This is a genomic window from Pseudomonas sp. GL_090 (genome assembly GCF_057837765.1).
In genome coordinates, this window is record NZ_CM174452.1 from 5,396,848 (window position 1) to 5,418,028 (window position 21,181).

At 60.4% G+C, this 21,181-nt stretch carries 18 protein-coding genes, 1 tRNA gene and 3 pseudogenes; 13 read left to right on the forward strand and 9 right to left on the reverse strand.

Going from position 1 to position 21,181, the window contains the following annotated elements; genetic code table 11:
- Positions 1-42: 42 nt before the first annotated feature.
- From AC3ITA_RS24335 to ychF, 4 genes are all read left to right on the forward strand, one after another.
- Positions 43-984, forward strand: a complete 942-nt coding sequence (locus tag AC3ITA_RS24335) for a ribose-phosphate pyrophosphokinase (RefSeq protein WP_003208392.1) — start codon at positions 43-45, stop codon at positions 982-984.
- Positions 985-1,126: 142 nt separating this feature from the next.
- Positions 1,127-1,726 carry a 50S ribosomal protein L25/general stress protein Ctc gene (locus AC3ITA_RS24340; RefSeq protein WP_095945271.1) on the forward strand — a complete coding sequence of 200 codons (600 nt, stop codon included), beginning with the start codon at positions 1,127-1,129 and terminating at the stop codon, positions 1,724-1,726.
- A gap of 169 nt (positions 1,727-1,895) precedes the next feature.
- On the forward strand, positions 1,896-2,480 hold the full coding sequence (gene pth, locus AC3ITA_RS24345) for an aminoacyl-tRNA hydrolase (RefSeq protein ID WP_095945270.1): 585 nt from the start codon (positions 1,896-1,898) through the stop codon (positions 2,478-2,480).
- Positions 2,481-2,502: 22 nt separating this feature from the next.
- Entirely contained in the window at positions 2,503-3,603 is a 1,101-nt protein-coding gene (ychF, locus tag AC3ITA_RS24350) for a redox-regulated ATPase YchF (protein ID WP_095945269.1), read from the forward strand.
- 115 nt (positions 3,604-3,718) lie between these two features.
- Here the strand turns inward: ychF and AC3ITA_RS24355 are convergent, their stop codons facing one another.
- Positions 3,719-4,936: an MFS transporter gene (locus tag AC3ITA_RS24355; protein WP_150672438.1), complete on the reverse strand. Its 1,218-nt coding sequence runs from the start codon at positions 4,934-4,936 to the stop codon at positions 3,719-3,721.
- A gap of 333 nt (positions 4,937-5,269) precedes the next feature.
- On the opposite strand from AC3ITA_RS24355, the gene AC3ITA_RS24360 reads away from it, so the two are divergent.
- On the forward strand, positions 5,270-7,327 hold the full coding sequence (locus AC3ITA_RS24360) for a methyl-accepting chemotaxis protein (protein WP_489278569.1): 2,058 nt from the start codon (positions 5,270-5,272) through the stop codon (positions 7,325-7,327).
- 15 nt (positions 7,328-7,342) lie between these two features.
- Here the strand turns inward: AC3ITA_RS24360 and AC3ITA_RS24365 are convergent.
- Positions 7,343-7,561 (reverse strand): annotated as a pseudogene (locus AC3ITA_RS24365) (LysR substrate-binding domain-containing protein); the annotation flags it as partial.
- Here AC3ITA_RS24365 and AC3ITA_RS24370 point away from each other — a divergent pair.
- Both AC3ITA_RS24370 and AC3ITA_RS24375 read left to right on the forward strand, forming a co-directional pair.
- Positions 7,562-7,684, forward strand: a pseudogene (locus AC3ITA_RS24370) (hypothetical protein); the annotation flags it as partial. It abuts the pseudogene before it with no gap.
- Positions 7,685-7,753: 69 nt separating this feature from the next.
- Positions 7,754-7,830 (forward strand) — tRNA-Met (locus tag AC3ITA_RS24375).
- Positions 7,831-7,976: 146 nt separating this feature from the next.
- On the opposite strand, the gene AC3ITA_RS24380 is transcribed toward AC3ITA_RS24375, so the two are convergent.
- Positions 7,977-9,080 carry a DUF2817 domain-containing protein gene (locus tag AC3ITA_RS24380; protein WP_150672439.1) on the reverse strand — a complete coding sequence of 368 codons (1,104 nt, stop codon included), beginning with the start codon at positions 9,078-9,080 and terminating at the stop codon, positions 7,977-7,979.
- A 166-nt stretch (positions 9,081-9,246) separates the two neighbouring features.
- Here AC3ITA_RS24380 and ggt point away from each other — a divergent pair, with 166 nt between their 5' ends.
- Both ggt and AC3ITA_RS24390 read left to right on the forward strand, forming a co-directional pair.
- On the forward strand, positions 9,247-11,079 hold the full coding sequence (gene ggt / locus AC3ITA_RS24385) for a gamma-glutamyltransferase (RefSeq protein ID WP_414928606.1): 1,833 nt from the start codon (positions 9,247-9,249) through the stop codon (positions 11,077-11,079).
- A 206-nt stretch (positions 11,080-11,285) separates the two neighbouring features.
- Positions 11,286-11,657: a helix-turn-helix domain-containing protein gene (locus tag AC3ITA_RS24390; protein WP_095945264.1), complete on the forward strand. Its 372-nt coding sequence runs from the start codon at positions 11,286-11,288 to the stop codon at positions 11,655-11,657.
- A 57-nt stretch (positions 11,658-11,714) separates the two neighbouring features.
- Here the strand turns inward: AC3ITA_RS24390 and ddlA are convergent, their stop codons facing one another.
- The 5 genes and pseudogenes from ddlA to AC3ITA_RS24415 form a co-directional block, all read right to left on the reverse strand.
- Complete coding sequence (gene ddlA, locus AC3ITA_RS24395; protein ID WP_414928605.1) at positions 11,715-12,809, reverse strand: D-alanine--D-alanine ligase; 1,095 nt, start codon at positions 12,807-12,809, stop codon at positions 11,715-11,717.
- A gap of 47 nt (positions 12,810-12,856) precedes the next feature.
- Entirely contained in the window at positions 12,857-13,456 is a 600-nt protein-coding gene (locus AC3ITA_RS24400; RefSeq protein WP_489278571.1) for a flavin reductase family protein, read from the reverse strand.
- Between the two features lie 103 nt (positions 13,457-13,559).
- Positions 13,560-14,168 (reverse strand): methyl-accepting chemotaxis protein, encoded by a 609-nt coding sequence (locus tag AC3ITA_RS24405; protein ID WP_263597164.1) that lies wholly within the window; start codon positions 14,166-14,168, stop codon positions 13,560-13,562.
- A pseudogene (locus AC3ITA_RS24410) lies at positions 14,148-14,876 on the reverse strand (PAS domain-containing protein); the annotation flags it as partial. The gene AC3ITA_RS24405 and the pseudogene AC3ITA_RS24410, both read right to left, overlap by 21 nt.
- A 117-nt stretch (positions 14,877-14,993) precedes the next feature.
- Positions 14,994-16,307: an MFS transporter gene (locus tag AC3ITA_RS24415; RefSeq protein WP_489278572.1), complete on the reverse strand. Its 1,314-nt coding sequence runs from the start codon at positions 16,305-16,307 to the stop codon at positions 14,994-14,996.
- 201 nt (positions 16,308-16,508) lie between these two features.
- Between AC3ITA_RS24415 and AC3ITA_RS24420 the strand changes: the two genes are divergently transcribed.
- From AC3ITA_RS24420 to AC3ITA_RS24430, 3 genes are all read left to right on the forward strand, one after another.
- Positions 16,509-17,927: a short-chain fatty acid transporter gene (locus tag AC3ITA_RS24420; RefSeq protein WP_489278574.1), complete on the forward strand. Its 1,419-nt coding sequence runs from the start codon at positions 16,509-16,511 to the stop codon at positions 17,925-17,927.
- Between the two features lie 93 nt (positions 17,928-18,020).
- Positions 18,021-19,193 (forward strand): hypothetical protein, encoded by a 1,173-nt coding sequence (locus tag AC3ITA_RS24425; RefSeq protein WP_095945258.1) that lies wholly within the window; start codon positions 18,021-18,023, stop codon positions 19,191-19,193.
- A gap of 145 nt (positions 19,194-19,338) precedes the next feature.
- Entirely contained in the window at positions 19,339-19,863 is a 525-nt protein-coding gene (locus AC3ITA_RS24430; RefSeq protein ID WP_414928601.1) for an SET domain-containing protein, read from the forward strand.
- Positions 19,864-19,869: 6 nt separating this feature from the next.
- Here the strand turns inward: AC3ITA_RS24430 and can are convergent, their stop codons facing one another.
- Complete coding sequence (gene can, locus AC3ITA_RS24435) at positions 19,870-20,514, reverse strand: carbonate dehydratase (RefSeq protein WP_008046121.1); 645 nt, start codon at positions 20,512-20,514, stop codon at positions 19,870-19,872.
- 168 nt (positions 20,515-20,682) lie between these two features.
- Here can and AC3ITA_RS24440 point away from each other — a divergent pair, with 168 nt between their 5' ends.
- Complete coding sequence (locus AC3ITA_RS24440) at positions 20,683-21,075, forward strand: serine kinase/phosphatase (protein ID WP_489278577.1); 393 nt, start codon at positions 20,683-20,685, stop codon at positions 21,073-21,075.
- Positions 21,076-21,181: the final 106 nt, after the last annotated feature.

A 21,181-nucleotide genomic window follows, 5' to 3' on the forward strand; every position in this document is an offset into this window, starting at 1 on the left:
CCTATACTCATCCAGGTTACCCTCAGCCTTCAGGTACTGCGCGTGTCCAAGATGATGGTCTTTACGGGGAACGCTAACCCCGATCTGGCTCGGCGTGTCGTACGTCAGCTGCATATCCCTCTCGGTGACATCTCTGTCGGTAAATTTTCCGACGGCGAAATTACCGCCGAGATCAATGAAAACGTCCGCGGTAAAGACGTCTTCATTATTCAGCCGACTTGCGCTCCGACCAACGATAACCTGATGGAACTGGTAGTGATGGCTGATGCCTTCCGCCGCTCCTCGGCTACTCGTATCACTGCTGTTATTCCTTACTTTGGTTATGCCCGTCAGGATCGCCGTCCGCGTTCCGCACGTGTGGCTATCAGCGCGAAAGTCGTCGCTGACATGCTTACCGTAGTCGGCATCGACCGTGTTCTCACGGTTGATCTGCATGCTGACCAAATCCAGGGCTTCTTCGATATTCCGGTAGATAACATCTACGGCTCCCCGGTTCTGGTGGATGACATCGAAGATCAGCGCTTCGAAAACCTGATGATCGTGTCCCCGGACATTGGCGGCGTCGTGCGTGCACGTGCCGTTGCCAAATCCCTGGGCGTGGATCTCGGGATCATCGACAAACGCCGTGAGAAAGCCAATCACTCTGAAGTGATGCATATCATCGGTGATGTCGAAGGGCGTACCTGTATTCTGGTCGATGACATGGTCGATACCGCCGGCACCCTGTGCCACGCGGCCAAGGCCCTGAAAGAGCATGGCGCTGCCAAGGTTTTCGCCTACTGCACACACCCTGTGCTGTCAGGTCGGGCGATCGAAAACATCGAAAATTCCATGCTGGACGAACTGGTGGTGACTAACACCATCCCGTTGTCCGCTGCTGCACAAGCCTGCTCGCGTATCCGTCAACTGGATATCGCGCCGGTAGTTGCCGAGGCGGTTCGCCGCATCAGCAATGAAGAATCGATCAGTGCGATGTTCCGCTAAGGGCCCTGCCCTTCTCGAAATGTCTCGTTGACGAAAAGCGCCCCGCCCCGGCATTCCTGTCGGGGCGGGGCTTTTTTGCCCATATCGCCTTTAGCGCTGGTCGCAAACGCTGGGGCGAATGTGGTTATTTTGGAGATACAACATGAACGATTTTACCCTGAATGCTGAAGTGCGTTCCGACCTGGGGAAAGGTGCGAGCCGCCGCCTGCGTCGTCTCGCCGCCCTGGTTCCAGCTGTAGTTTACGGTGGCGAAAAAGCCCCTGAATCCATCAGCATGCTGGCCAAAGAAGTTGCCAAACTGCTCGAAAACGAAGCGGCTTACAGCCACATCATCGAGCTGAACATTGGTGGCACCAAGCAGAACGTCGTGATCAAAGCCCTGCAACGTCACCCGGCCAAAGGCCACGTGATGCACGCTGACTTCGTACGCGTAGTCGCTGGCCAGAAACTGACCGCTATCGTTCCAGTGCACTTCATCAACGAAGAAGCACCGACCAAGAAAGGCGGCGAAATCTCGCACGTTGTTGCCGAGATCGAAGTTTCCTGCCTGCCGAAAGATCTGCCTGAGTTCATCGAAGTCGACCTGGCTAACGCTGAAATCGGTTCGATCATTCACCTGTCGGACCTCAAGGCTCCTAAAGGCGTTGAGTTCGTGGCCCTGGCACACGGCGATGACAAGGCTGTTGCCAACGTCCACGCTCCACGTGTTGCTCCAGAAGCTGCAGAAGGCGCTGCAGAGTAATATTACTCTGTACGCCGGAGTGACCGGAAACATCGCGGACTAGAGCATAGCGAGAAAGCGGGCGAGAACGCGGAGTTTACATCATGGTAAATGAGCTATTTTCGTCCACTTTCGCCGCTTTCCCTGATTGCGGCGATGTTATCCACCACTCCAAGGAAGGGCCCCTATCGTGACTGCCATCAAACTGATCGTTGGCCTGGGAAATCCAGGCGCTGAATACGAACAGACCCGGCATAACGCAGGGGCCCTTTTTGTTGAGCGCATCGCGAACGCACAAGGCGTGAACCTTGTGGCGGACCGCAAATATTTCGGCCTGACCGGGCGCTATTCGCATCAGGGTCAGGATGTTCGTCTGCTGATTCCCACCACGTACATGAACCGCAGCGGCCAGGCCGTAGCGGCACTCGCCGGGTTCTTCCGCATCAAGCCTGAAGAAATCCTCGTGGCGCACGACGAACTCGACCTGCCACCGGGCGTTGCCAAACTCAAACAGGGCGGCGGCCATGGCGGTCACAACGGGTTGCGCGACATCATCGCGCAACTGGGCAATCAGAATACCTTCTACCGCTTGCGGCTTGGCATTGGCCACCCGGGCGTTGCCAGTATGGTTTCAAATTTCGTCCTGAGTCGTGCGCCACGCGCCGAACAGGAAAAACTCGATGCCAGCATCGACTTTGCCCTCGGCGTGCTGCCGGATATCCTCGCCGGGGAATGGAACCGCGCGATGAAAAACCTGCACAGCCAGAAGGCCTGACTTTTACCCGAGGGGAAACACCATGGGATTCAATTGCGGCATCGTCGGCCTGCCTAACGTCGGCAAGTCCACCCTGTTCAACGCCCTGACCAAATCCGGTATCGCGGCCGAAAACTTCCCCTTCTGCACCATCGAGCCGAACAGCGGTATCGTGCCGATGCCGGATCCGCGCCTGGATGCCCTGGCGGTCATCGTCAATCCAAAGCGTATCCTGCCGACCACCATGGAATTCGTCGACATCGCGGGCCTGGTTGCCGGCGCGTCGAAAGGTGAAGGCCTGGGCAACAAGTTTTTGGCCAACATCCGTGAAACCGATGCCATCGCCCACGTGGTCCGCTGCTTCGAAGACGAGAACGTGATTCACGTCTCCAACAGCGTCGACCCGAAACGCGACATCGAAATCATCGACCTGGAACTGATCTTCGCCGACCTCGACAGCTGCGAGAAGCAACTGCAGAAAGTCGCGCGCAACGCCAAGGGCGGTGACAAGGACGCAGTGGTCCAGAAAGGCCTGCTGGAGCAGCTGATCGCTCACTTCACCGAAGGCAAGCCGGCGCGCACTCTGATGAAGAACATGGGCGCCGACGAAAAAGCGGTGATCAAGGGCTTCCACCTGCTGACCACCAAGCCGGTCATGTACATCGCCAACGTCGCAGAAGACGGTTTCGAGAACAACCCGCTGCTGGACATCGTCAAAGCCATCGCCGAAGAAGAAGGCGCTGTGGTTGTACCGGTATGCAACAAGATCGAAGCGGAAATCGCCGAGCTCGATGACGGCGAAGAGAAAGACATGTTCCTCGAAGCTCTGGGCCTCGAAGAGCCTGGCCTGAACCGCGTGATCCGCGCCGGCTATGAAATGCTGCACCTGCAGACCTACTTCACCGCCGGTGTCGAAGAAGTCCGCGCCTGGACCGTGCGCGTCGGTGCCACCGCACCACAAGCCGCTGGCGTGATCCACACCGACTTCGAAAAAGGCTTCATCCGCGCCGAAGTGATCGCCTACAACGACTTCATCCAGTACAAGGGCGAAGCCGGTACCAAGGAAGCCGGTAAATGGCGCCTGGAAGGCAAGGACTACATCGTCAAAGACGGCGACGTGATGCACTTCCGCTTCAACGTGTAAGCCACACCGCCCAAAAAACAGCCGCGCTTGATACGCGGCTTTTTTGTGCCTGAGATTTTCACCGTTCAACTGTAGGAGCGAGCAGGCTCACTCCTACACTGGGAAATGTGTTGGATCAGGACTTCTTCGTACGCGGCAGGAAGATCGCCAACACCCCGAACAACGGCAGGAACGAACACAGGTAGTACACATATTCGATGCCGTGTGTGTCCGCCAGATGCCCGAGCAACGCCGCGCCAATCCCGCCAAAGCCGAACATCAGACCGAAGAACACCCCGGCGATCATCCCGACATTGCCTGGCACCAGTTCCTGGGCATACACAACGATGGCCGAGAATGCCGAGGCGAGGATGAAGCCGATGACTACGCTGAGGATGCTGGTCCAGAACAGGTCGACATGGGGTAGCAGCAATGTGAAGGGTGCAACGCCGAGGATCGAGAACCAGATCACCGCCTTGCGCCCGATCCTGTCGCCGATCGGTCCGCCAAAGAATGTCCCCGCCGCGACCGCGCCCAGAAACAGGAACAGGTGCAACTGCGAACTGGCCACCGACAGGTCGAACTTCTCGATCAGGTAGAAGGTGAAGTAGCTGGTGAGGCTCGACATGTAGAAATACTTGGAGAACACCAGCAACCCGAGCACCACCAGCGCACTGGTGACTCGGCCCTTGGACAGGCCGTGAGTCGCCGCCTGGCCTTGCTTGAGCTTGAACAGGTTCAAGTGGTTGGCGTACCAGCGGCTGATCCGATAAAGCACGAACAGCGCAAACACCGCGAACAGGCCGAACCAGGCCACGTGCCCTTGACCGTAGGGAATGATGATCGCCGCCGCCAGCAACGGGCCGAATGCCGAGCCTGCGTTACCGCCGACCTGGAAGGTTGATTGCGCCAGCCCGAAGCGCCCGCCCGAAGCCAGGCGCGCCACGCGGGACGCTTCCGGGTGGAAGGTCGATGAACCGATGCCGATCAGCCCCGCCGCCAACAGGATTAGCGGGAAACTGGCGACCACCGACATCATCAGAATGCCGACGAGGGTGCAGACCGTCCCCGCCGGCAACAACCACGGCTTGGGATGGCGGTCGGTGTAGTAACCGACCCACGGCTGCAGCAGCGAGGCCGTCAATTGGAACGTCAGAGTGATCAGGCCGACCTGGGTGAAGGTCAGGCCATAGTTGGCCTTGAGCATCGGATAGATCGACGGCAGCACCGACTGGATCAGGTCGTTGATCAAATGCGCCAGCGCTACCGCGCCAATGATGCGCATCACCAGGGGACTGCTTTGGGGCGTAGCGGACGCCGGCACTGAGCCGATCTGGGTGTTGCTGATAGCCATGGGAGTTTCCAAACCACAGGACGTACAAACGTGCAGGTGCGTCAATGTGCCATTTTTCAGTGCGACAACGCCATCCCCTTAGCCTGCTAACGACTTCGATTTTCATCGCCACAACCTTGATGGCGCAAGGCCATGGTCTGAATCTTGCCTTCCTTGTCGGCTTGAACGCGGATTCCTTACAAAGGAGACCGACAATGGGAAGTTTCGCTACAGAGTCGGCCTACAGAGCGGACAAGGGTGAACTTTCGAGGCCTTTTTAGAGGGCACGAGTCGGGGGGGCGACAACCTCCGACGCACGCCAAGAGTGCGTGGTGTCCAGAGGAGTCTTGGGGCATGCAGGCTTTTTTATCACCGGGGATCGGGCTGCTGGGGCGTTTTGGCTTCGCACGTAAATTCCAGCTGTTGTTTCTGCTGTTTATCCTGCCGCTGGCCGGCAGCCTGTGGATGATCGGCCAGGACTATCGCGACAAACTCAACCTGATCGCCGGCGAACGCGCCGGGGTGCGGCAACTGCTTGCGCTCGATGCGCTGGATGACCTGCTCGCCGCCCAGCGCGATCGCGCCGCCCGATGGCGCGCCACGGAAACCAATCGCCAGCCAACGCCGGCCACACTCGCCGCGATGGCCGCCTTCGATGCGGTTCAACCCGCCGTCAGCCAGGCCACTGCCGAACTGGGCAATGCCCTGCAAAAAGAAAACGTCGAGGGCGAAACCCTGACGCGCTACCAGGCCCTGCAAACCGCCCTCGGTGGCCTCGACTCAAAAAGCCTGAGCAATGTCGGCTGGTGGCCGGACGGCTATGATCGCTTCACCAACGCCTTGAGCACCCTGCAAGCCTTGCGCGAGCAGATCGCCATGGACAATCGCCTGACGCTGGCGCCGTGGCTGGAAACCTACTTGCTGACGCAGATCTCCACCCAGCATGCGCCAGACCTGATCGAACGGGTCGGTCGGCTCGCGGCGGTGGGTCAGGCGTCGGTAGTGTCCGGGCAGTTCACCCTGCAAAGCCGTCTGCAACTGCGCGACTTGCGCAGCCGCATCGGCGATGCGCGCGAGCAGCTGGTGAAAACCGCAGGCCTGCTCGAAGCGCGTCTGCCCAGCGCCCTGCAAACCTGGGCCGGGCAATACCATGCCAGCCTCAAGCGCCTCGATGCAGGCCTGAAGGTGCTGGATGACGGCGTGTTCGGCGGTAGCATCAACCTCAAGCCGGAGGACTTCGAACGCAGTCTCGATGCCCTGCTCTCCGACCTCGCCTCGTTGCGCCAGCAGTCGCTGGTGTCGCTGGATCAACGCCTGGATTACTACCACGACTCAGCGATCCGCCAGTTCATTGTGGTGGCCGCCGTGTTGGGTTGCCTGTTGCTGGCCGCCCTGTATCTGTTCATCTGTTTACAGGCCTCGATCCGCCGTAGCGCCAGCGGCATCACGGTGCTGGCCGAGGCCTTGCGCGACGGCAATCTGAGCCTGCAAGTGCCGGTTCAAGGCCGGGACGAGCTGGCAGTCATCAGTACCGCGCTGAACGTCGCCGTGGTGCAACTGCGCACCAGCCTGCAAGGGGTGGATCACGAAACCCTGCAACTGAGCAACGCGGTAAAAGCCCTCAACCATCACTCCAGCGACGCCCTGGGCGAAGTCGAAGCCCAGCAGTTGCAGATCAGCCAGATTGCCGCGGCGGCGACGCAACTGGCCGCCACCTCACAAGGGGTGGCCCACAGTTGCGAACAGGCGTCCGGCAGCGCCCAGCACACCCGGCGCATTGCCGCCGACAGCAGCCGTGACAGCCAGCGCACCACCGCGAGCATCCAGCAACTCAATCAACGCCTGAACGAGACCGCTGCGGCGCTGGGCCGGGTCAGTGAACAAGGGCAGCAGATTCAACTGGTGGTCGACACCATTCGCGGCGTCGCCGAGCAGACCAACCTGTTGGCACTCAACGCCGCCATTGAGGCAGCTCGAGCGGGCGAGCAAGGGCGTGGCTTTGCGGTGGTCGCCGATGAGGTGCGCAGCCTGTCGCAACGCACGCAATCGTCGACCGCACAGATTGCCGGCACGGTCGACAGCCTGCGCAACACCGTGAATGAGGCCGTCAGCCTGATGCAAGTCGCGTGCAGTCAGGCAGAGTCCGATGCACAAGCGGTCACCGGTCTCGGTGAACGGCTTGGGGAAATCGCCAGCGCGGTGCAGAGCGTCACCGATACCCTGGCGCAAATCGCCACGGCGGTGGAGGAACAGGCCAGTACCGCCGATGAAGTCAGCGGCAATATCCAGCAGGTCGATCAAGCGGCGGTGCGCTTGCTCGAAGGAGCCCGCGCAGTGAACCAGGCCGCGGACACCCTGAGCCACGGCAGCAAGGCCCTCAGCGACAACACCGGGCGTTTCCGTTTGAGTTGAGTCCGTCAGGACTTCTCAGGCGCGGATCACCGCCTCCGGGAAGTCCTGCTCCAGTTCGCTCTTGAGCCAGTCGATAAACCACGTCACGTCCGCCGAGAGCTCGGCGGACGGCGTCAGCACCCGATGGCTTTCCAGCTTCACTTGCGCGCCCACCACCCGCACCAGCTTGCCGCTATGGAGTTCTTCGCGCACCAGCACTTCGTTAGCCAGCGCAATGCCCTGCCCGCTTTCGACCAGGCCGACTTCGCTATCCTGCAATTGGCCCACGCATACGAACAGGCCAGCCGCTGGTTCCAGCGCTGCCCTTCACCGCTGCTCGGAAGGCTCGAATTTGCTAAAGAATTGATAAACGGTTGAAAGCGCAGAGAAATATTTTAGATTTGTGCTTGACGCATCCTCGTTACCGGTGAATAATGCGCGCCACTTGGCTACATAGCTCAGTTGGTTAGAGCATAGCATTCATAATGCTGGGGTCCGGGGTTCAAGTCCCTGTGTAGCCACCAAGTACTAAAAACGGCTTACCGCAAGGTAGGCCGTTTTTTTATGCCTGTAGGAACGAGCTTGCTCGCGATGGTCGTTAACGATAACGCGTGTTTACAGGTTAAACGCGGCGCTCTTGAGTCCATCGCGAGCAAGCTCGCTCCTACACCTACACCGTCGGCAATGCAGACAACGCCCGCTCCCAGATCTGCCACGTCCGTAACCAGACCATCGCCTGCCAATCGCTGTCGGCGGGATAGAACTGCTCAAGCAGATTCAGCTTGATCCCGCGCCCTGTTGCGTCATTCGGGTTGCCGTGCAGATGCAGCCAGTGATCATCGCGCAGATGACGGTGAACCTCCGGCCCCGGATAAGTCCCGCACTCAATGACAAACGGCATCAGCCGCACCTGCGGCAGCGCATCGATCAATGCCTGCGAGGTGTAGCCGGTGGCCGTTGCCGCCACGCCGGTTTCGCTCAGGGTGTCGGCACCGGTTTGCAGGCTGTAGAGCCACGGGCCATAAATCGCCTGCGCGTCCGCGAGCGCCGGGTAGGCAGACTCGGTGATGGTCAACAACATCGGATGACCGTACTCGCCAGCGCCCGTGTGCAAGTCGAAACACATGGCGACCTCGGCATGGGCCACGTGCGTTTGCACGATCCTGTGCAGCGTGAGGTTCGACCAGCTCGGCGCCAGCCCGCCGAAAAACAGGCCGTCGGGATGAGCATGCTGACCGCCCTCGACAATCGACATGACTGCCGGCCAGCCGTGCAGGCGAATCTGCTCGTCGAGCAAGGCATCGGCACGATCACGCTGCGGACCGTGCAACTGCGGGCAGGCATAGATTTCATGCAAGGCGTTGTAGGCCTGGTTGTCCGGCAGCGGGCGCTGGAAATCCAGGTGATTGCGGTTCAGGTCGATGTTGTCTTCATTGACCCGGCGCAACCACGCCATGCCCCAGGGGTTGATGGCATGGATCATGACCACGGCGACCTCCGCCGGCAGGGAGCGCTTGCCCAACTCCTGCAGCCATTTGATCTGGCAGCCCGAGCCATAGAAGCCTTCGACCCCGTGAGTGCCGCTCAACGCGATCAGCAGCCGCTTGGCGCCCGGATCACCCAGCACCGCCACATCGGTACTCAGAGGCTCGCCGAGCGGCCCTTTGAGCGGGTGTGGATACTCCGTCAGCGTTGCGCCTGCCGTGGTGGCTGCGGCCCGGAACTGTTCACGCTGGGAGCGATAGCTGGACTGGGTGGGGAACTCGGTTTGCATATCTGCCTCTTGTTGATTTTCCGGCCTGCCTGTTGGCCACGACCCTACAGAAAATCCCGCCATTGATGAAGGACAAAAACATCGGTGCCGCAGGCCCCGGTTTGCTTCCCTCCCGGTCGGCCGATAAAGTCGGCTGATCGTAGATCCAACGGACGGAGTACCCCACGTGTTCTCAACCTTTTCATTGCGCCGCTATCGCCTGCCCGCCCTGGCTCTGCTCGCCAGCGCCTTGACCCTTACCGCGTGCAACAACGCTTCGGTGCCGACGCTGCCACTCGCACCGGAAAGCGCTTCCGGTTTCCGCACCCACCTGCAAACTCAACACGCCGAGAAATACATGGCCGCGGCGGCCAACCCGCTGGCGGCCGAAGCCGGGCGGGCGATGTTGCGCCGGGGTGGCTCGGCCATCGATGCCGCGATTGCGATGCAAGCGGTGTTGACGCTGGTCGAGCCACAGTCTTCGGGCATCGGTGGCGGCGCATTGATCGTACTCTGGGATGGCAAGGCCGTGCGCACCTACGACGGGCGTGAAACCGCCCCGGCCGGCGCCACCGAGAAGCTTTTCCTGCAAGCCAACGGACAGCCGATGGCGTTCACCCAGGCGCAGATTGGCGGCCGCTCGGTGGGCACGCCCGGCGTATTGCGCGCCCTGGAGCTGGCCCATCAAAAACACGGACGCCTGCCCTGGGCGCAGCTGTTTGAACCGGCCATCCAGCTCGCCGAGCAAGGCTTCGCCATTTCGCCACGCCTGCACCAGTTGATCGCCGCGGATTCGTCCATGCCACGCTCAGCGGAAATGATGGCTTACTTTCGCAATGCCGATGGCAGCCCGAAAGCCATCGGTACAAACCTGAAGAACCCGGCATTGGCCGCCGTGTTCAAACGCATCGCCCATGAAGGCCCGGATGCCCTGTACAAAGGCCCGGTCGCCGAGGAAATCGCGGCCAAAGTGCAAGGCCACGCCAACCCCGGCAGCCTGTCCCTGACCGATCTCGCCAACTACCAGGCCAAGGAGCGCGCGCCGCTGTGCACCGACTACAAGCACTGGCAAGTCTGCGGCATGCCGCCGCCATCGTCGGGGGGAATCGCCGTGGCGCAGATCCTCGGCACGTTGCAAGCCCTTGAGACTCGCGACAAGCGTCTGGCGCTGGCACCGCTGAAACCTGTCAAGACCACGACCCCGGCCGGCATCGAACCCGCCCCGCAAGCCGTACACCTGATCTCTGAAGCCGAACGCCTGGCCTACGCCGACCGCGCTCAGTACGTCGCCGATACCGACTTCGTGCCCGTGCCGGTCAAGGGCCTGGTCGACCCGACCTACCTCGCCAGCCGCGCAGCCCTGATTGGCGAACGCAGCATGGGCACGGCCAAACCCGGCACCCCACCGGGCATCCGGGTGGCCTATGCGCCGGACCGTTCGCCGCTGCGGATTTCCACCTCGCAAGTGGTGGCCGTCGATGACGCAGGCGGTGCCGTGTCGATGACCACCACCATCGAGTCAGCGTTCGGCTCGCACATCATGGTTCAGGGTTTCATGCTCAACAACGAGATGACCGACTTCTCGTTCATCCCCGAGGAAAACGGGCAAAAAGTCGCCAATCGCGTCGAACCCGGCAAACGCCCGCGCTCCTCCATGGCCCCGACCCTGATCTTCGACCGCCAGAGCGGCGAATTCCTCGCCACCGTCGGCTCCCCCGGCGGCTCGCAAATCATCGAATACGTGGCCAAATCCACCATCGGCCTGCTCGACTGGAACCTCGATGCCCAAGCCGCCATCAACCTGCCCAACTTCGGCAGCCGCAACGGGCCGACCGAACTGGAACAGGGACAGTTCAGCCCGACGCTGATTCAAGCGCTGAAAGACAAAGGGCACAGCGTGAGCGAGATCGACATGACCAGCGGGACCCAGGCGATTGTTCGGGTCAAGGACGCCCAAGGCAAAGCGTCGCTGACAGGCGGGGCCGATCCGCGGCGTGAAGGGCAAGCGCTGGGGGATTGAGTCGTACGCGGGAATGAGAAAGGGCTTACCGGTGGGTAGGCCCTTTTTATTGGTAAAGCATCCAGGTCGCCTCGATCCCGCTGCTTTTTCCTACCCACAAACAATTGAGTCCTGGTTAGAATTTCCGCGCCGCGTACCTAAAATTTGTCGGCACTCACAAGCAGTACGACACGGTCGACGCTGATAACGTCGAAATGGAGTAACCCATGAACATTCATCCGATTCACACCGAAGAGGATTACCGCGCCGCTCTCAAGAGTGTCTCTGCACTGTTTGAGAATGAACCAGAAATTGGCACTCCCGAGGGAGATTACTTTGACATCATGATTACGCTGATCGAGTCGTATGAGTCGAAGCACTTCCCGGTCGACTTACCCAATCCTATCGATGCGATCAAGTTCAGAATGGAGCAGTCCGGGTTGTCCGCCGCCGATCTTGCGCCCGCCATCGGCCGCACAAATCGTGTTTATGAAGTACTCAATGGCAAGCGAGCGTTGACGCTTCCGATGATATGGAAACTGCACGAGCTGTTCGGGATACCCGCCCAGAGCCTGATCAAACCGGTCAAACACGCTTGATCAGGGTCGGCTCTTGTAATCATACCCACCGATAATACGGACGATGCAGAACTCCGCTTATCGACTGATCTTCAACCCCTGCCGAACATGGTGCTTTTCCAGCGCCAGCTCGATCAGTCGCGTCACCAGTTCGCTGTAGGTCATGCCGGTGGCCTGCCACAGTTTCGGGTACATGCTGATGCGGGTGAAGCCGGGCAGCGAGTTGATTTCGTTGATCAGCACTTCGCCGCTGTCGGTCAGGAACACATCGACACGGGCCAGGCCGGAGCAGCCCAGTACCTGGAACGCTTCGACGGCCAGGGCGCGAATCCGCTCGCTGGCCTCGACGCTGATTTTGGCCGGCACCACCACTTCAGCAGCCGTGTCATCGATGTATTTGCTGTCGTAGGAATAGAACCCGCTGCGCACCACGATCTCGCCGCAACCACTGGCGATGGCGTCTTCATTGCCGAGCACCGCGCATTCAATCTCACGGCCGCTGACGGCGGATTCGACCAACACCTTGGTATCGAAACTCAAGGCCAGTTCCACCGCTGCGGTGTATTCGGCCTCGTCGGCGACCTTGCTAACGCCCACGGAGGAGCCCTGGTTTGCCGGTTTGACGAACAGCGGCAAACCGAGCCGGGACTGAACCTCGGCAAACCCGGTGCGGGTCGCCGTGGCGCGGGTCAACGTCACGAACGGCGTGACGGCCAGGCCGGCATCGCGCAACAGGCGCTTGCTGATGTCCTTATCCATGCACACGGCCGAGCCGAGCACATCGGAGCCGACAAACGGCAGATCGGCCATGCGCAGCAGACCTTGCAGGCAACCGTCTTCTCCGAGGGTGCCGTGGACAATCGGGAAGATCACATCAACGTGACCGAGCATTTCCTGGCTGGAGGTTTCCACCAGTTGCTGACTGGCCTTGCCCGGCACCACGGCCAGTTCGCGGTTGGACTGGTTGAGGGCGATCAGCGCCGGGTTTTCCTGGTTCAGCAAAAAGTTGGAAGGGTCGTTGAGGTGCCAGTGGCCTTGTTTGTCGATGCCGATCAGCACCGGTTCGAAGCGTGAACGATCCAGCGCATCGACGATGTTTTTCGCCGACTGCAACGACACCTCATGCTCGGCCGAACGGCCGCCAAAGATTATCCCTACACGCAGTTTTTTCATCGCCCGGCCTCTTGGTGAATGTGCTTACAACTTGAATAGTCGAAACCTTACGGCTGCAAGGTCTTGCCGTCCACCGGCTCGCCAATGGTCAGGAAGTGCCCGCCCGCCACGTGGTGCAAGGTGCGCAAGGCATCTTGCCCTTCGAAGTGCCAGCGCCCTTCGCTGAACACGCGTTCGTCAGCCTGGGCGGCAATCACTTCGGCCAGGAACAGATCGTACTGCTGGTGATTGTTCGGCTCCGGCAACAGGCGACATTCCAGCCAGGCCACGCAGCCTTCGAGCATCGGCGCATCGACCGATTCGCCAATGAAGGTCTGCAAGTCGTAGGTTTCGAACTTGTCGCGCCCCTGGTCCCGGGTCAACTCCAGGCCGGAGGTCGAACCGACGGTTTGCACAATGTCGGCCTGGGCGGCGCAAGGAACGTTCAGCACAAAAGTGCCCGAGGCTTCCAGCAACTGGCGAGTCCAGGTGGACTTGTCCAGCACCACGGCAATTTTCGGTGGTTCGAAATCCAGCGGCATGGCCCAGGCTGCCGCCATGATATTGCGCTGGCCACCGTGGGCTGCGCTGACCAGCACGGTCGGGCCATGATTGAGCAGACGATAGGCCTTGGACAAGGGAACCGGACGGCGGTGGGAAACGCTCATGAATGTCTGCTCCTGGGGAAAGAGCAGATTGTAACGGGATAAAAACGCTGAAATGAAAGATCGCCAGTGGCGACCTTTTCATTCTGCGGGCACAACGCAGGACTCAACTCACCAACTGATTGGCAAACTGCCCCACCGCATTGACCACTTTCTGCGCGCCGTCCTGGATCTCGACAATCACCGTCCCCGCTTCCGCCGCCAGCGCCAGGCCCTGCTCGGCCTGTAGCTTGCCGTCGGTCATCAGGGCCACGGCGTTGCGCGCCATGTCCTGGTTCTGCCGCACCACGAGGACAATTTCGTCGGTAGCCTGGCTGGTGCGCGACGCCAGTTGCCGGACTTCATCCGCCACCACGGCGAAACCCCGACCCTGCTCGCCGGCACGCGCCGCTTCGATGGCCGCGTTGAGCGCCAGCAGGTTGGTCTGCTCGGCAATGCCGCTAATGGTTTTGACGATGGTACCGATCACCAGCGATTGCTCGTTCAGAGCTTCGATGCCATCACCGGCGGTTTGCATATGCCTGGCCAGGTCACGCATTACGTCCACGGCCTGGGTCACAACGGCGTTTCCGCGCTGGGCGCTTTGGTCGGTTTGCTGCGAGGTGCTGTAGGCAATGTTGGCGGCCTCGGCGACGGCTTGTTCCTGATTGACTTGATCGGTAATCACCGTGGCGAACTTCACCACCTTGTACAGCTTGTTGTTGGCATCGGCCACCGGGTTGTAGGACGCCTCCAGCCAGACCGTACGACCTTGGCTGTCGACACGTTTGAAACGGTCGGCCACGTACTCGCCCGCGTTCAGACGACGCCAGAAGTTCTGATACTCGGCGCTGTTGTACTCCTCCGGCAGGCAGAAGGTGCGGTGATGCTTGCCCTTGATCTGCGCCAGGCTGTAACCCATGCCACCGAGGAAGCGGTCGTTGGCGGTCAGCACGTTGCCATTGAGGTCGAATTCGATCACCGCCGTGGAGCGCACCAGCGCACCGATAAGGTTCTCGTGTTCGCGGGAGGCCTCGATGGTGCGAGTCAGATCACTGGAGATAATCGAGAAATGCCTGATCTTGCCGTCTGTCGAGCGCACGGGTTGGACGATCGAGCGCAACCAGGCTTCCTGGTCCGTGCCGCGCAACAGGCGCACAGCGCCGGCGAAGTGCTCACCACGAATCAGCGCGTTTTTGAAACGTTGCTGGAATTCGTCGTGTTTGACGTGATCCGGGACGATCTCTTCGATATGCCGGCCAATCAGCTCGTTGCTCTTGTAGTGCATTTCGCCAAGGAAGTTCTGGTTGACCGATTGCACCCGCCCGTCCATATCGAGGGTGAGCACCAGCATCTCGCTTTCCAGGCTTTCCTTCACTTGCTGGAGGCTGGAGAGTTCTTCACGAAGAGCTGACAGCTCCTGCTTCAAGCGTTTATTGAACATGGGAAAGCACCGACGGACAGGGGTAGAAAGCGATATGCAGCCTAACCATCGGCCTTGGAAACATTTACTTAAGCGTGTTTCAGGTTTGTCCTACAAAAATAGTTGTGATGCGCACAATCAATGCGCGCCAGCAGTGGAACAGCCTGCGATTCTCGGCATCCGCGCACCGAAATAAGCCGCGCTGCCCACGCCCACCGCCCCCATCACCGCACTGAACATCACGCAGATCCATGGACTCCACGGCATCAGACCGATCAACAGCAGCGGTGTGACACTCGCCCATACGGCGTAGGCAATGTTGTAGGTGAACGAGATGCCCGAGACGCGAATCCGCGCCGGGAACAGGCCGACCATGACCGATGGCACCGCGCCGACCACCCCACAGGACAGCCCTGCCACGGCGTAGGCCAGGCCGATCCAGTCGCCGCCCATGATCAGGCAGGCATACAGCACGCCGATGCCCAGCGGCAGCAGCAGGCTATAGAGCATCACCGTGCGCCAGGCGCCGATGCGGTCGACCAGCAGCCCGGCGAGCACGCAGCCGATGTTCAGGAACACGATGCCCAGTGCACTCAAGGCGAAGGTATAGCTGGCGGTCATGCCAAAGGTTTTCTGCATCATGGTCGGGGTGATGACCACGAACACCACCACGGCCGAAGTCAGCACGCAGGTGAGAATCATCGCCGGCAAAATGGCCAGGCGATGCTCGCGCAAGACCGTGCGCAGCGGCAGTTCGCCGGCCGCCTCGCGTTGCGCCTGCATGGCCATGAACACCGGGGTTTCGCTGAGCCAACGACGCAGCCAGACGCCAATCACCCCAAACACACCGCCCAGCAGGAAGGGGTAACGCCAGGCGTAATCGAGGATTTCCGTTGGACTGAACGCCTGCGCCAGAAAGGTCGCGGTCAATGCGCCGATCAAATAACCGAAGGTCAGCCCCGCCTGCAAGAAACCCAGGGCATAGCCGCGATGGGCGATGGGTGCGTGCTCGGCGACGAATACCCAGGCACTGGGCACCTCACCGCCCACCGCCGCGCCCTGGAGGATGCGCAGTGCCAACAGCAACAAGGGTGCGAAATAGCCGATTTGCGCGTAGGTCGGCATGATCCCTATAAGCAGGCAGGGCAAAGCCATCATCAGGATGCTCAGGCTGAAGACCTTCTTGCGCCCCAGACGGTCGGCGAAGTGCGCCATCAGGATGCCGCCCAGCGGTCGCGCCAGGTAACCGGTGGCGAAAATTCCGAAGCTTTGCAGCAGGCGCAGCCAATCGGGCATTTCCGGCGGGAAGAACAGCTGGCTGAGGGTCAGGGCGAAAAACACGAAAATGATGAAGTCGTAGATTTCCAGCGCCCCGCCGAGCGCGGCGAGCCCAAGGGTCTTGTAGTCCGAGCGGCTGAACGGCGCCGGGCGCGAATCGGTGTTGGCAGTCATGAAAAGAACTCTGGCACAGGCAAAAACCAAGGCGCCCATGGTCTACGCAAACGCATCGGCGGACAACCCGTTAGACCAAAGTCCCATGGCCACGAAACAGCCCCGCAAAAAACCTCGGTTTGAATTAATGTTGGCGTCTGTCCAGACGGGCGGTTACTGCCCCGAAGACCAAAACAAACATAAAAATCCGAGGTACCCCCCGTGGCCGCTGATATCGAAGATAGCCGCTCCGCCCGCTTTGCCCTGCGCTGCTCAAGTTTTGCCGAACGTTGGTTCCCCGACTCCTGGGTGTTTGCTGCCCTGGCGGTGATTGTCGTGGCGTTGGCCACCATGGCGATGGGTGCCAAGCCCACCGATGCCGCGATGGCGTTCGGCGATGGTTTCTGGAGCCTGATCCCCTTCACCATGCAGATGGCCTTCGTGGTGATCGGCGGTTATGTGGTCGCCAGTTCGCCGCCGGCGGTGAAGTTGATTGACCGTCTGGCCAAACTGCCGAAGAACGGCCGCTCCGCGGTGGCCTGGGTCGCACTGATCTCGATGGTCGCCTCGTTGCTGAACTGGGGCCTGTCCCTGGTGTTCGGTGGTTTGCTGGTGCGCGCCCTCGCCCGCCGCACCGATCTGAAAATGGACTATCGCGCCGCCGGTGCCGCCGCCTATCTGGGGCTTGGCGCGGTGTGGGCCTTGGGCCTGTCGTCGTCGGCAGCACAATTGCAGGCCAATCCGGCGAGCCTGCCGCCGTCGATTCTGTCGATCACCGGGGTGATTCCATTCACTCAGACGATCTTTCTCTGGCAGTCCGGCGTGATGTTGCTGGCCTTGATCGTCATCTCGCTGATCATTGCCTACGCCACGGCCCCTGGTCCGAACTCGGCGCGTGATGCCAAGGCCTGCGGCGTCGATCCGAGTTTCAACCTGCCGCCGCTGCAACCGCGCACCCGTCCCGGCGAATGGCTGGAATACAGCCCGCTGCTGATGATCCTGCTGGTGCTGCTGGCTGGTGGCTGGCTGTTCCACGAGTTCTCGACCAAGCCGGCCATCAGCGCGATTTCCGGGCTGAACACCTACAACTTCCTGTTCATCATGCTCGGCGCGCTGCTGCACTGGCGTCCGCGCAGCTTTCTGGACGCCGTGTCCCGCGCGGTGCCGACCACCACCGGCGTGTTGATCCAGTTCCCGCTGTACGGCTCGATCGCCGCTCTGATGACCACGGTCAAGGGCGCCGATGCGCAGACCCTGGCGCACCACATCTCGACCTTTTTCGTCAGCATTGCCTCCCACGACACCTATGCCCTGCTGATGGGCGTGTACTCGGCGATCCTCGGCTTCTTCATTCCGTCCGGCGGCGGCAAGTGGATCATCGAAGCGCCGTACGTGATGCAGGTGGCCAATGACCTGAACTATCACCTGGGCTGGGCGGTACAGATCTACAACGCCGCCGAAGCCTTGCCGAACCTGATCAACCCGTTCTACATGCTGCCGTTGCTGGGCGTACTGGGCTTGAAGGCGCGGGACCTGATCGGCTTCTCGTTCGTGCAGTTGCTGGTGCACACGCCACTGGTGCTAGTGTTGTTGTGGGCACTGGGGACGACGCTGGCGTATTTACCGCCGGTAATGCCGTAACCAAAAAAAGGGCCGGTATTGATATCGGCCCTTTTTGTTTCGCCCTGTCTGTTTCAATATCCGCTGGTCTTATACGCTGAAAAGGATCTGAGCATGTTCAAACTCGCGGCACTCACCCTCGCAGCCCTCACCCTGAGCACTACCGTCCACGCCGATGTCAATTTGAAGCTGGGCACTACCGAACGTGTTACCCGCCTCTTCGCCTACCCCAACAACTGCAACGTGATCTGCTTTCGCAACTGGACGCTCGAGCAAACCGTCGAGCATTACCTGACCCAAAGCGTGCAGCGTGATGGCTACACCGAGGCGAAGGTTCTGATCAAGACCGATAACAATCAGCTTTATGCCGAAATCAGCGGCGTACCCGCCGGTTATGAAAAGCCCTTGGCCGCGCTGCTCGACGCCGGTGACCTGGCCTATAACGGCGCCAGCAAACTGAATGCCGATGGCAAGTGGGCGTACAGTTGGTATCTGTTCCTGCCGTTGGGTATGGCCCTGGAAAACCGCAAAAGCGTCGAACTGCTGCACTTCCCGCCAGACTATTCGCTGACCCAGGCCCAGGATTACCTGAGGTCCGCCACCACGGATCGCTGGGCCACGCTGCTGACTGTCAACGGCATTCCGGCCGGGCAGACGCCGGGCTACCAGACGATCATCGACATCGCCCCGATTGCCGCGCCGTCCAACGCGGGCAAGGACCTCGAAGGCGTCTACGACTACTTCAAGGATTACCAGACCACCATGGTCAAGGAAGTCAGCCTGAGCGCCAGCGGCGCAGCGCTGCCGATGGTCGCCTTCGGCGCGCCGGTACGTAACTGGATCAAAGAGCAATACGGGCAGACGGTGAACGTGTTGAGTCTGGCCCTGATCACCCCGGACAACGGCGTGAAAGTCCCCGTGTTGGGCTCCAACCACCCGAGCTACATTTGGTATGCCGCCGATCCGGCAAGCTATACCGGCAGTGACGCCCAGGCCAAGGCCGATGCCGCAGGCCTGAAAGTCATGGGCCAGGACTTGAGTGCTGCGTGCTGGCAGGCCGCCATGGGCCGCCAACCGGACAGCAATCCGGACGTTGAGCTCAATACCTGCAGACAAACCTGGCAAGTGGCCCAGAAAGAAAAAACCTGCGAACTGTTCTACACCTCGATCCGTAACCTGTCGCCCCAACAGGCTGTGGGTAAATGCGCGACAGCTTCGATCGTGTCCCAGCTCAAACAACTCAAGGCCCCGGCGCCAACCACGGCAAAACCTGCTCCGCCGTTGTAATCCGATGAACGGCGGTCAAATCTGTCACTTATGACAGTAGACCGCCCGTAGTATCTGCGAGAGGCTTGAGCTGAACTCATGTGCCGCTGTGCTGACAGGAACGTCGGCACAAGGAAGTCGCAGCACTCAGCAGACAGGGATCGTTATGAAAGCTCACGCCCCTCAACGAAAACGCCCGCAACCGCCGCAAGGTATTTACCCCTTTTCGGAGCTGCCCGTTCACCTGGGATTTCCGTCCCTGGCCGACTTCGAAATCATTGAAAACGCCAAGGGCGAAGCCACGGCTGTTGCCGCACGGCGCGAGTTCCCGCGAATCACCCGTCTTTGCCGGGCGTCGGGGCACTTACTGCCCTATCGCTGCCGGCATACCCGTCAACTCGCCCCGGGCGTGCACGTCTACGACCCGCGCTTCTGCGGACTGTTGCGACACTCCTGCGACCCCAATGTCTTTCTCGACTTGAGCGAGTTGTGGTTATGGACGCTGAAGGACATCGGCCAGGGTGACTGGCTGACCATGGACTTCGCCGCCAGCGAAGACAAACTGCAACGCCAGTTCGCCTGCCAGTGCGGCTCATACGAGTGCCGAGGCTGGATCACCGGCTACGATGAGGAGCCGAACGCCGACGGCCAGCTGTTTTTGCAACAGTGGCGTCGGCGAAGTCGGTATTGAAGGGTTTCACAGAGGTTCGAACGGACGCAGGCGGTACTGCGGCGGCAGTTGCTCGAAACCGCTGATGGTCGCGTTCAGGCTCTTCCAGCGACCATCCTTGATACCGTAGATGCAGCCGTGGATCGACAGGCTCTGCCCACGGTGCCAGGCGTTTTGCACAATGCTGGTGTGCCCGACGTTGGCTACCTGCTGGATCACGTTGAGTTCGCAGAGGCGGTCGACGCGCTCTTCTTCGGTGGCGTATTTGGCCAGTTCTTCGCGTTTTTCATAATAGAGATCGCGAATCGAACGCAGCCATCCGTCGATCAGGCCGAACTGGCGATCCTGCATCGAAGCCCGCACACCGCCACAGCCATAGTGGCCGGTGACCAGAATGTGTTTGACCTTGAGTACATCGACGGCGTACTGAATCACCGACAGGCAGTTGAGGTCGGTGTGCAGCACGACATTGGCCACATTACGGTGTACGAACAGATCGCCCGGCAGCATGCCGACGATCTCGTTGGCCGGTACACGGGCGTCGGAACAACCGATCCACAGGAACTCAGGGGTCTGTTGGCGAGCCAGCTTGGCGAAGAAGTCAGGATCTTCCTCCTTGATCGCAGCGGCCCAACGCTCGTTGTTATCAATCAGATCTTGTAATTCGTTCATGCTTTGAAGCCTCAAGAATGATGCGCATCTTTGACTGACAACCGTCTGTCGGGGTCACGCGCGAAATGCAGATGCTCTCCTGATCCGGAACACGGGGCTCCATGCCGGTGGAATTCTCGGTAGCCAAGTAGGTCAACCGTAGTAAGGCCTACAGTATGAGGAATTACCATGAATGATTCACGACGTCCGTACGATGCGGCGCAACCGGAACCCGTCGATGACAACGAAGACCGCATGGGCTCGGTGCGCGAGCTGGACTTCGATGAAGAAGCGCCCGGCGCCAGAATCGGTGACGAACTGCCGGAAAGGGAGCGCGAGCAACTGATGCCTCGTCGGCGCGGACGTGAAGCGGACCTGACCGGTGACCATCAACCGACCGACGACGACCTGAGCCCGGAAACCCTGATCCGTGAAGACGGCGCCCGGGATGCCCATGAAGCGGGCAATGATAGCCGCGCCGATTGGGACCTGAGCATCGTCGATGAGGACGATATTGGCGGCGGCGATGGCCTGGATGAGGCTGAACTGGCGCGGCGCGATCCGATGGACGGCAAGCGCTGATCTTTGGTGTCTGTCAGGCCCTCATCGCGAGCAGGCTCGCTCCCACAGGTTTTATGTACGACACAAATCGCTGTGGGAGCGAGCCTGCTCGCGAAGCTTTTGAGGC

Bases quoted from the DNA above. Each gene is read 5' to 3' on its own strand.
- AC3ITA_RS24340 (WP_095945271.1), top strand. From the start codon at position 1,127: ATGAACGATTTTACCCTGAATGCTGAAGTGCGTTCCGACCTGGGGAAA.
- ychF (WP_095945269.1), top strand. From the start codon at position 2,503: ATGGGATTCAATTGCGGCATCGTCGGCCTGCCTAACGTCGGCAAGTCC.
- AC3ITA_RS24355 (WP_150672438.1), bottom strand. From the start codon at position 4,936: ATGGCTATCAGCAACACCCAGATCGGCTCAGTGCCGGCGTCCGCTACG.
- AC3ITA_RS24360 (WP_489278569.1), top strand. From the start codon at position 5,270: ATGCAGGCTTTTTTATCACCGGGGATCGGGCTGCTGGGGCGTTTTGGC.
- AC3ITA_RS24380 (WP_150672439.1), bottom strand. From the start codon at position 9,080: ATGCAAACCGAGTTCCCCACCCAGTCCAGCTATCGCTCCCAGCGTGAA.
- AC3ITA_RS24390 (WP_095945264.1), top strand. From the start codon at position 11,286: ATGAACATTCATCCGATTCACACCGAAGAGGATTACCGCGCCGCTCTC.
- ddlA (WP_414928605.1), bottom strand. From the start codon at position 12,809: ATGAAAAAACTGCGTGTAGGGATAATCTTTGGCGGCCGTTCGGCCGAG.
- AC3ITA_RS24400 (WP_489278571.1), bottom strand. From the start codon at position 13,456: ATGAGCGTTTCCCACCGCCGTCCGGTTCCCTTGTCCAAGGCCTATCGT.
- AC3ITA_RS24415 (WP_489278572.1), bottom strand. From the start codon at position 16,307: ATGACTGCCAACACCGATTCGCGCCCGGCGCCGTTCAGCCGCTCGGAC.
- AC3ITA_RS24425 (WP_095945258.1), top strand. From the start codon at position 18,021: ATGTTCAAACTCGCGGCACTCACCCTCGCAGCCCTCACCCTGAGCACT.
- AC3ITA_RS24430 (WP_414928601.1), top strand. From the start codon at position 19,339: ATGAAAGCTCACGCCCCTCAACGAAAACGCCCGCAACCGCCGCAAGGT.
- can (WP_008046121.1), bottom strand. From the start codon at position 20,514: ATGAACGAATTACAAGATCTGATTGATAACAACGAGCGTTGGGCCGCT.
- AC3ITA_RS24440 (WP_489278577.1), top strand. From the start codon at position 20,683: ATGAATGATTCACGACGTCCGTACGATGCGGCGCAACCGGAACCCGTC.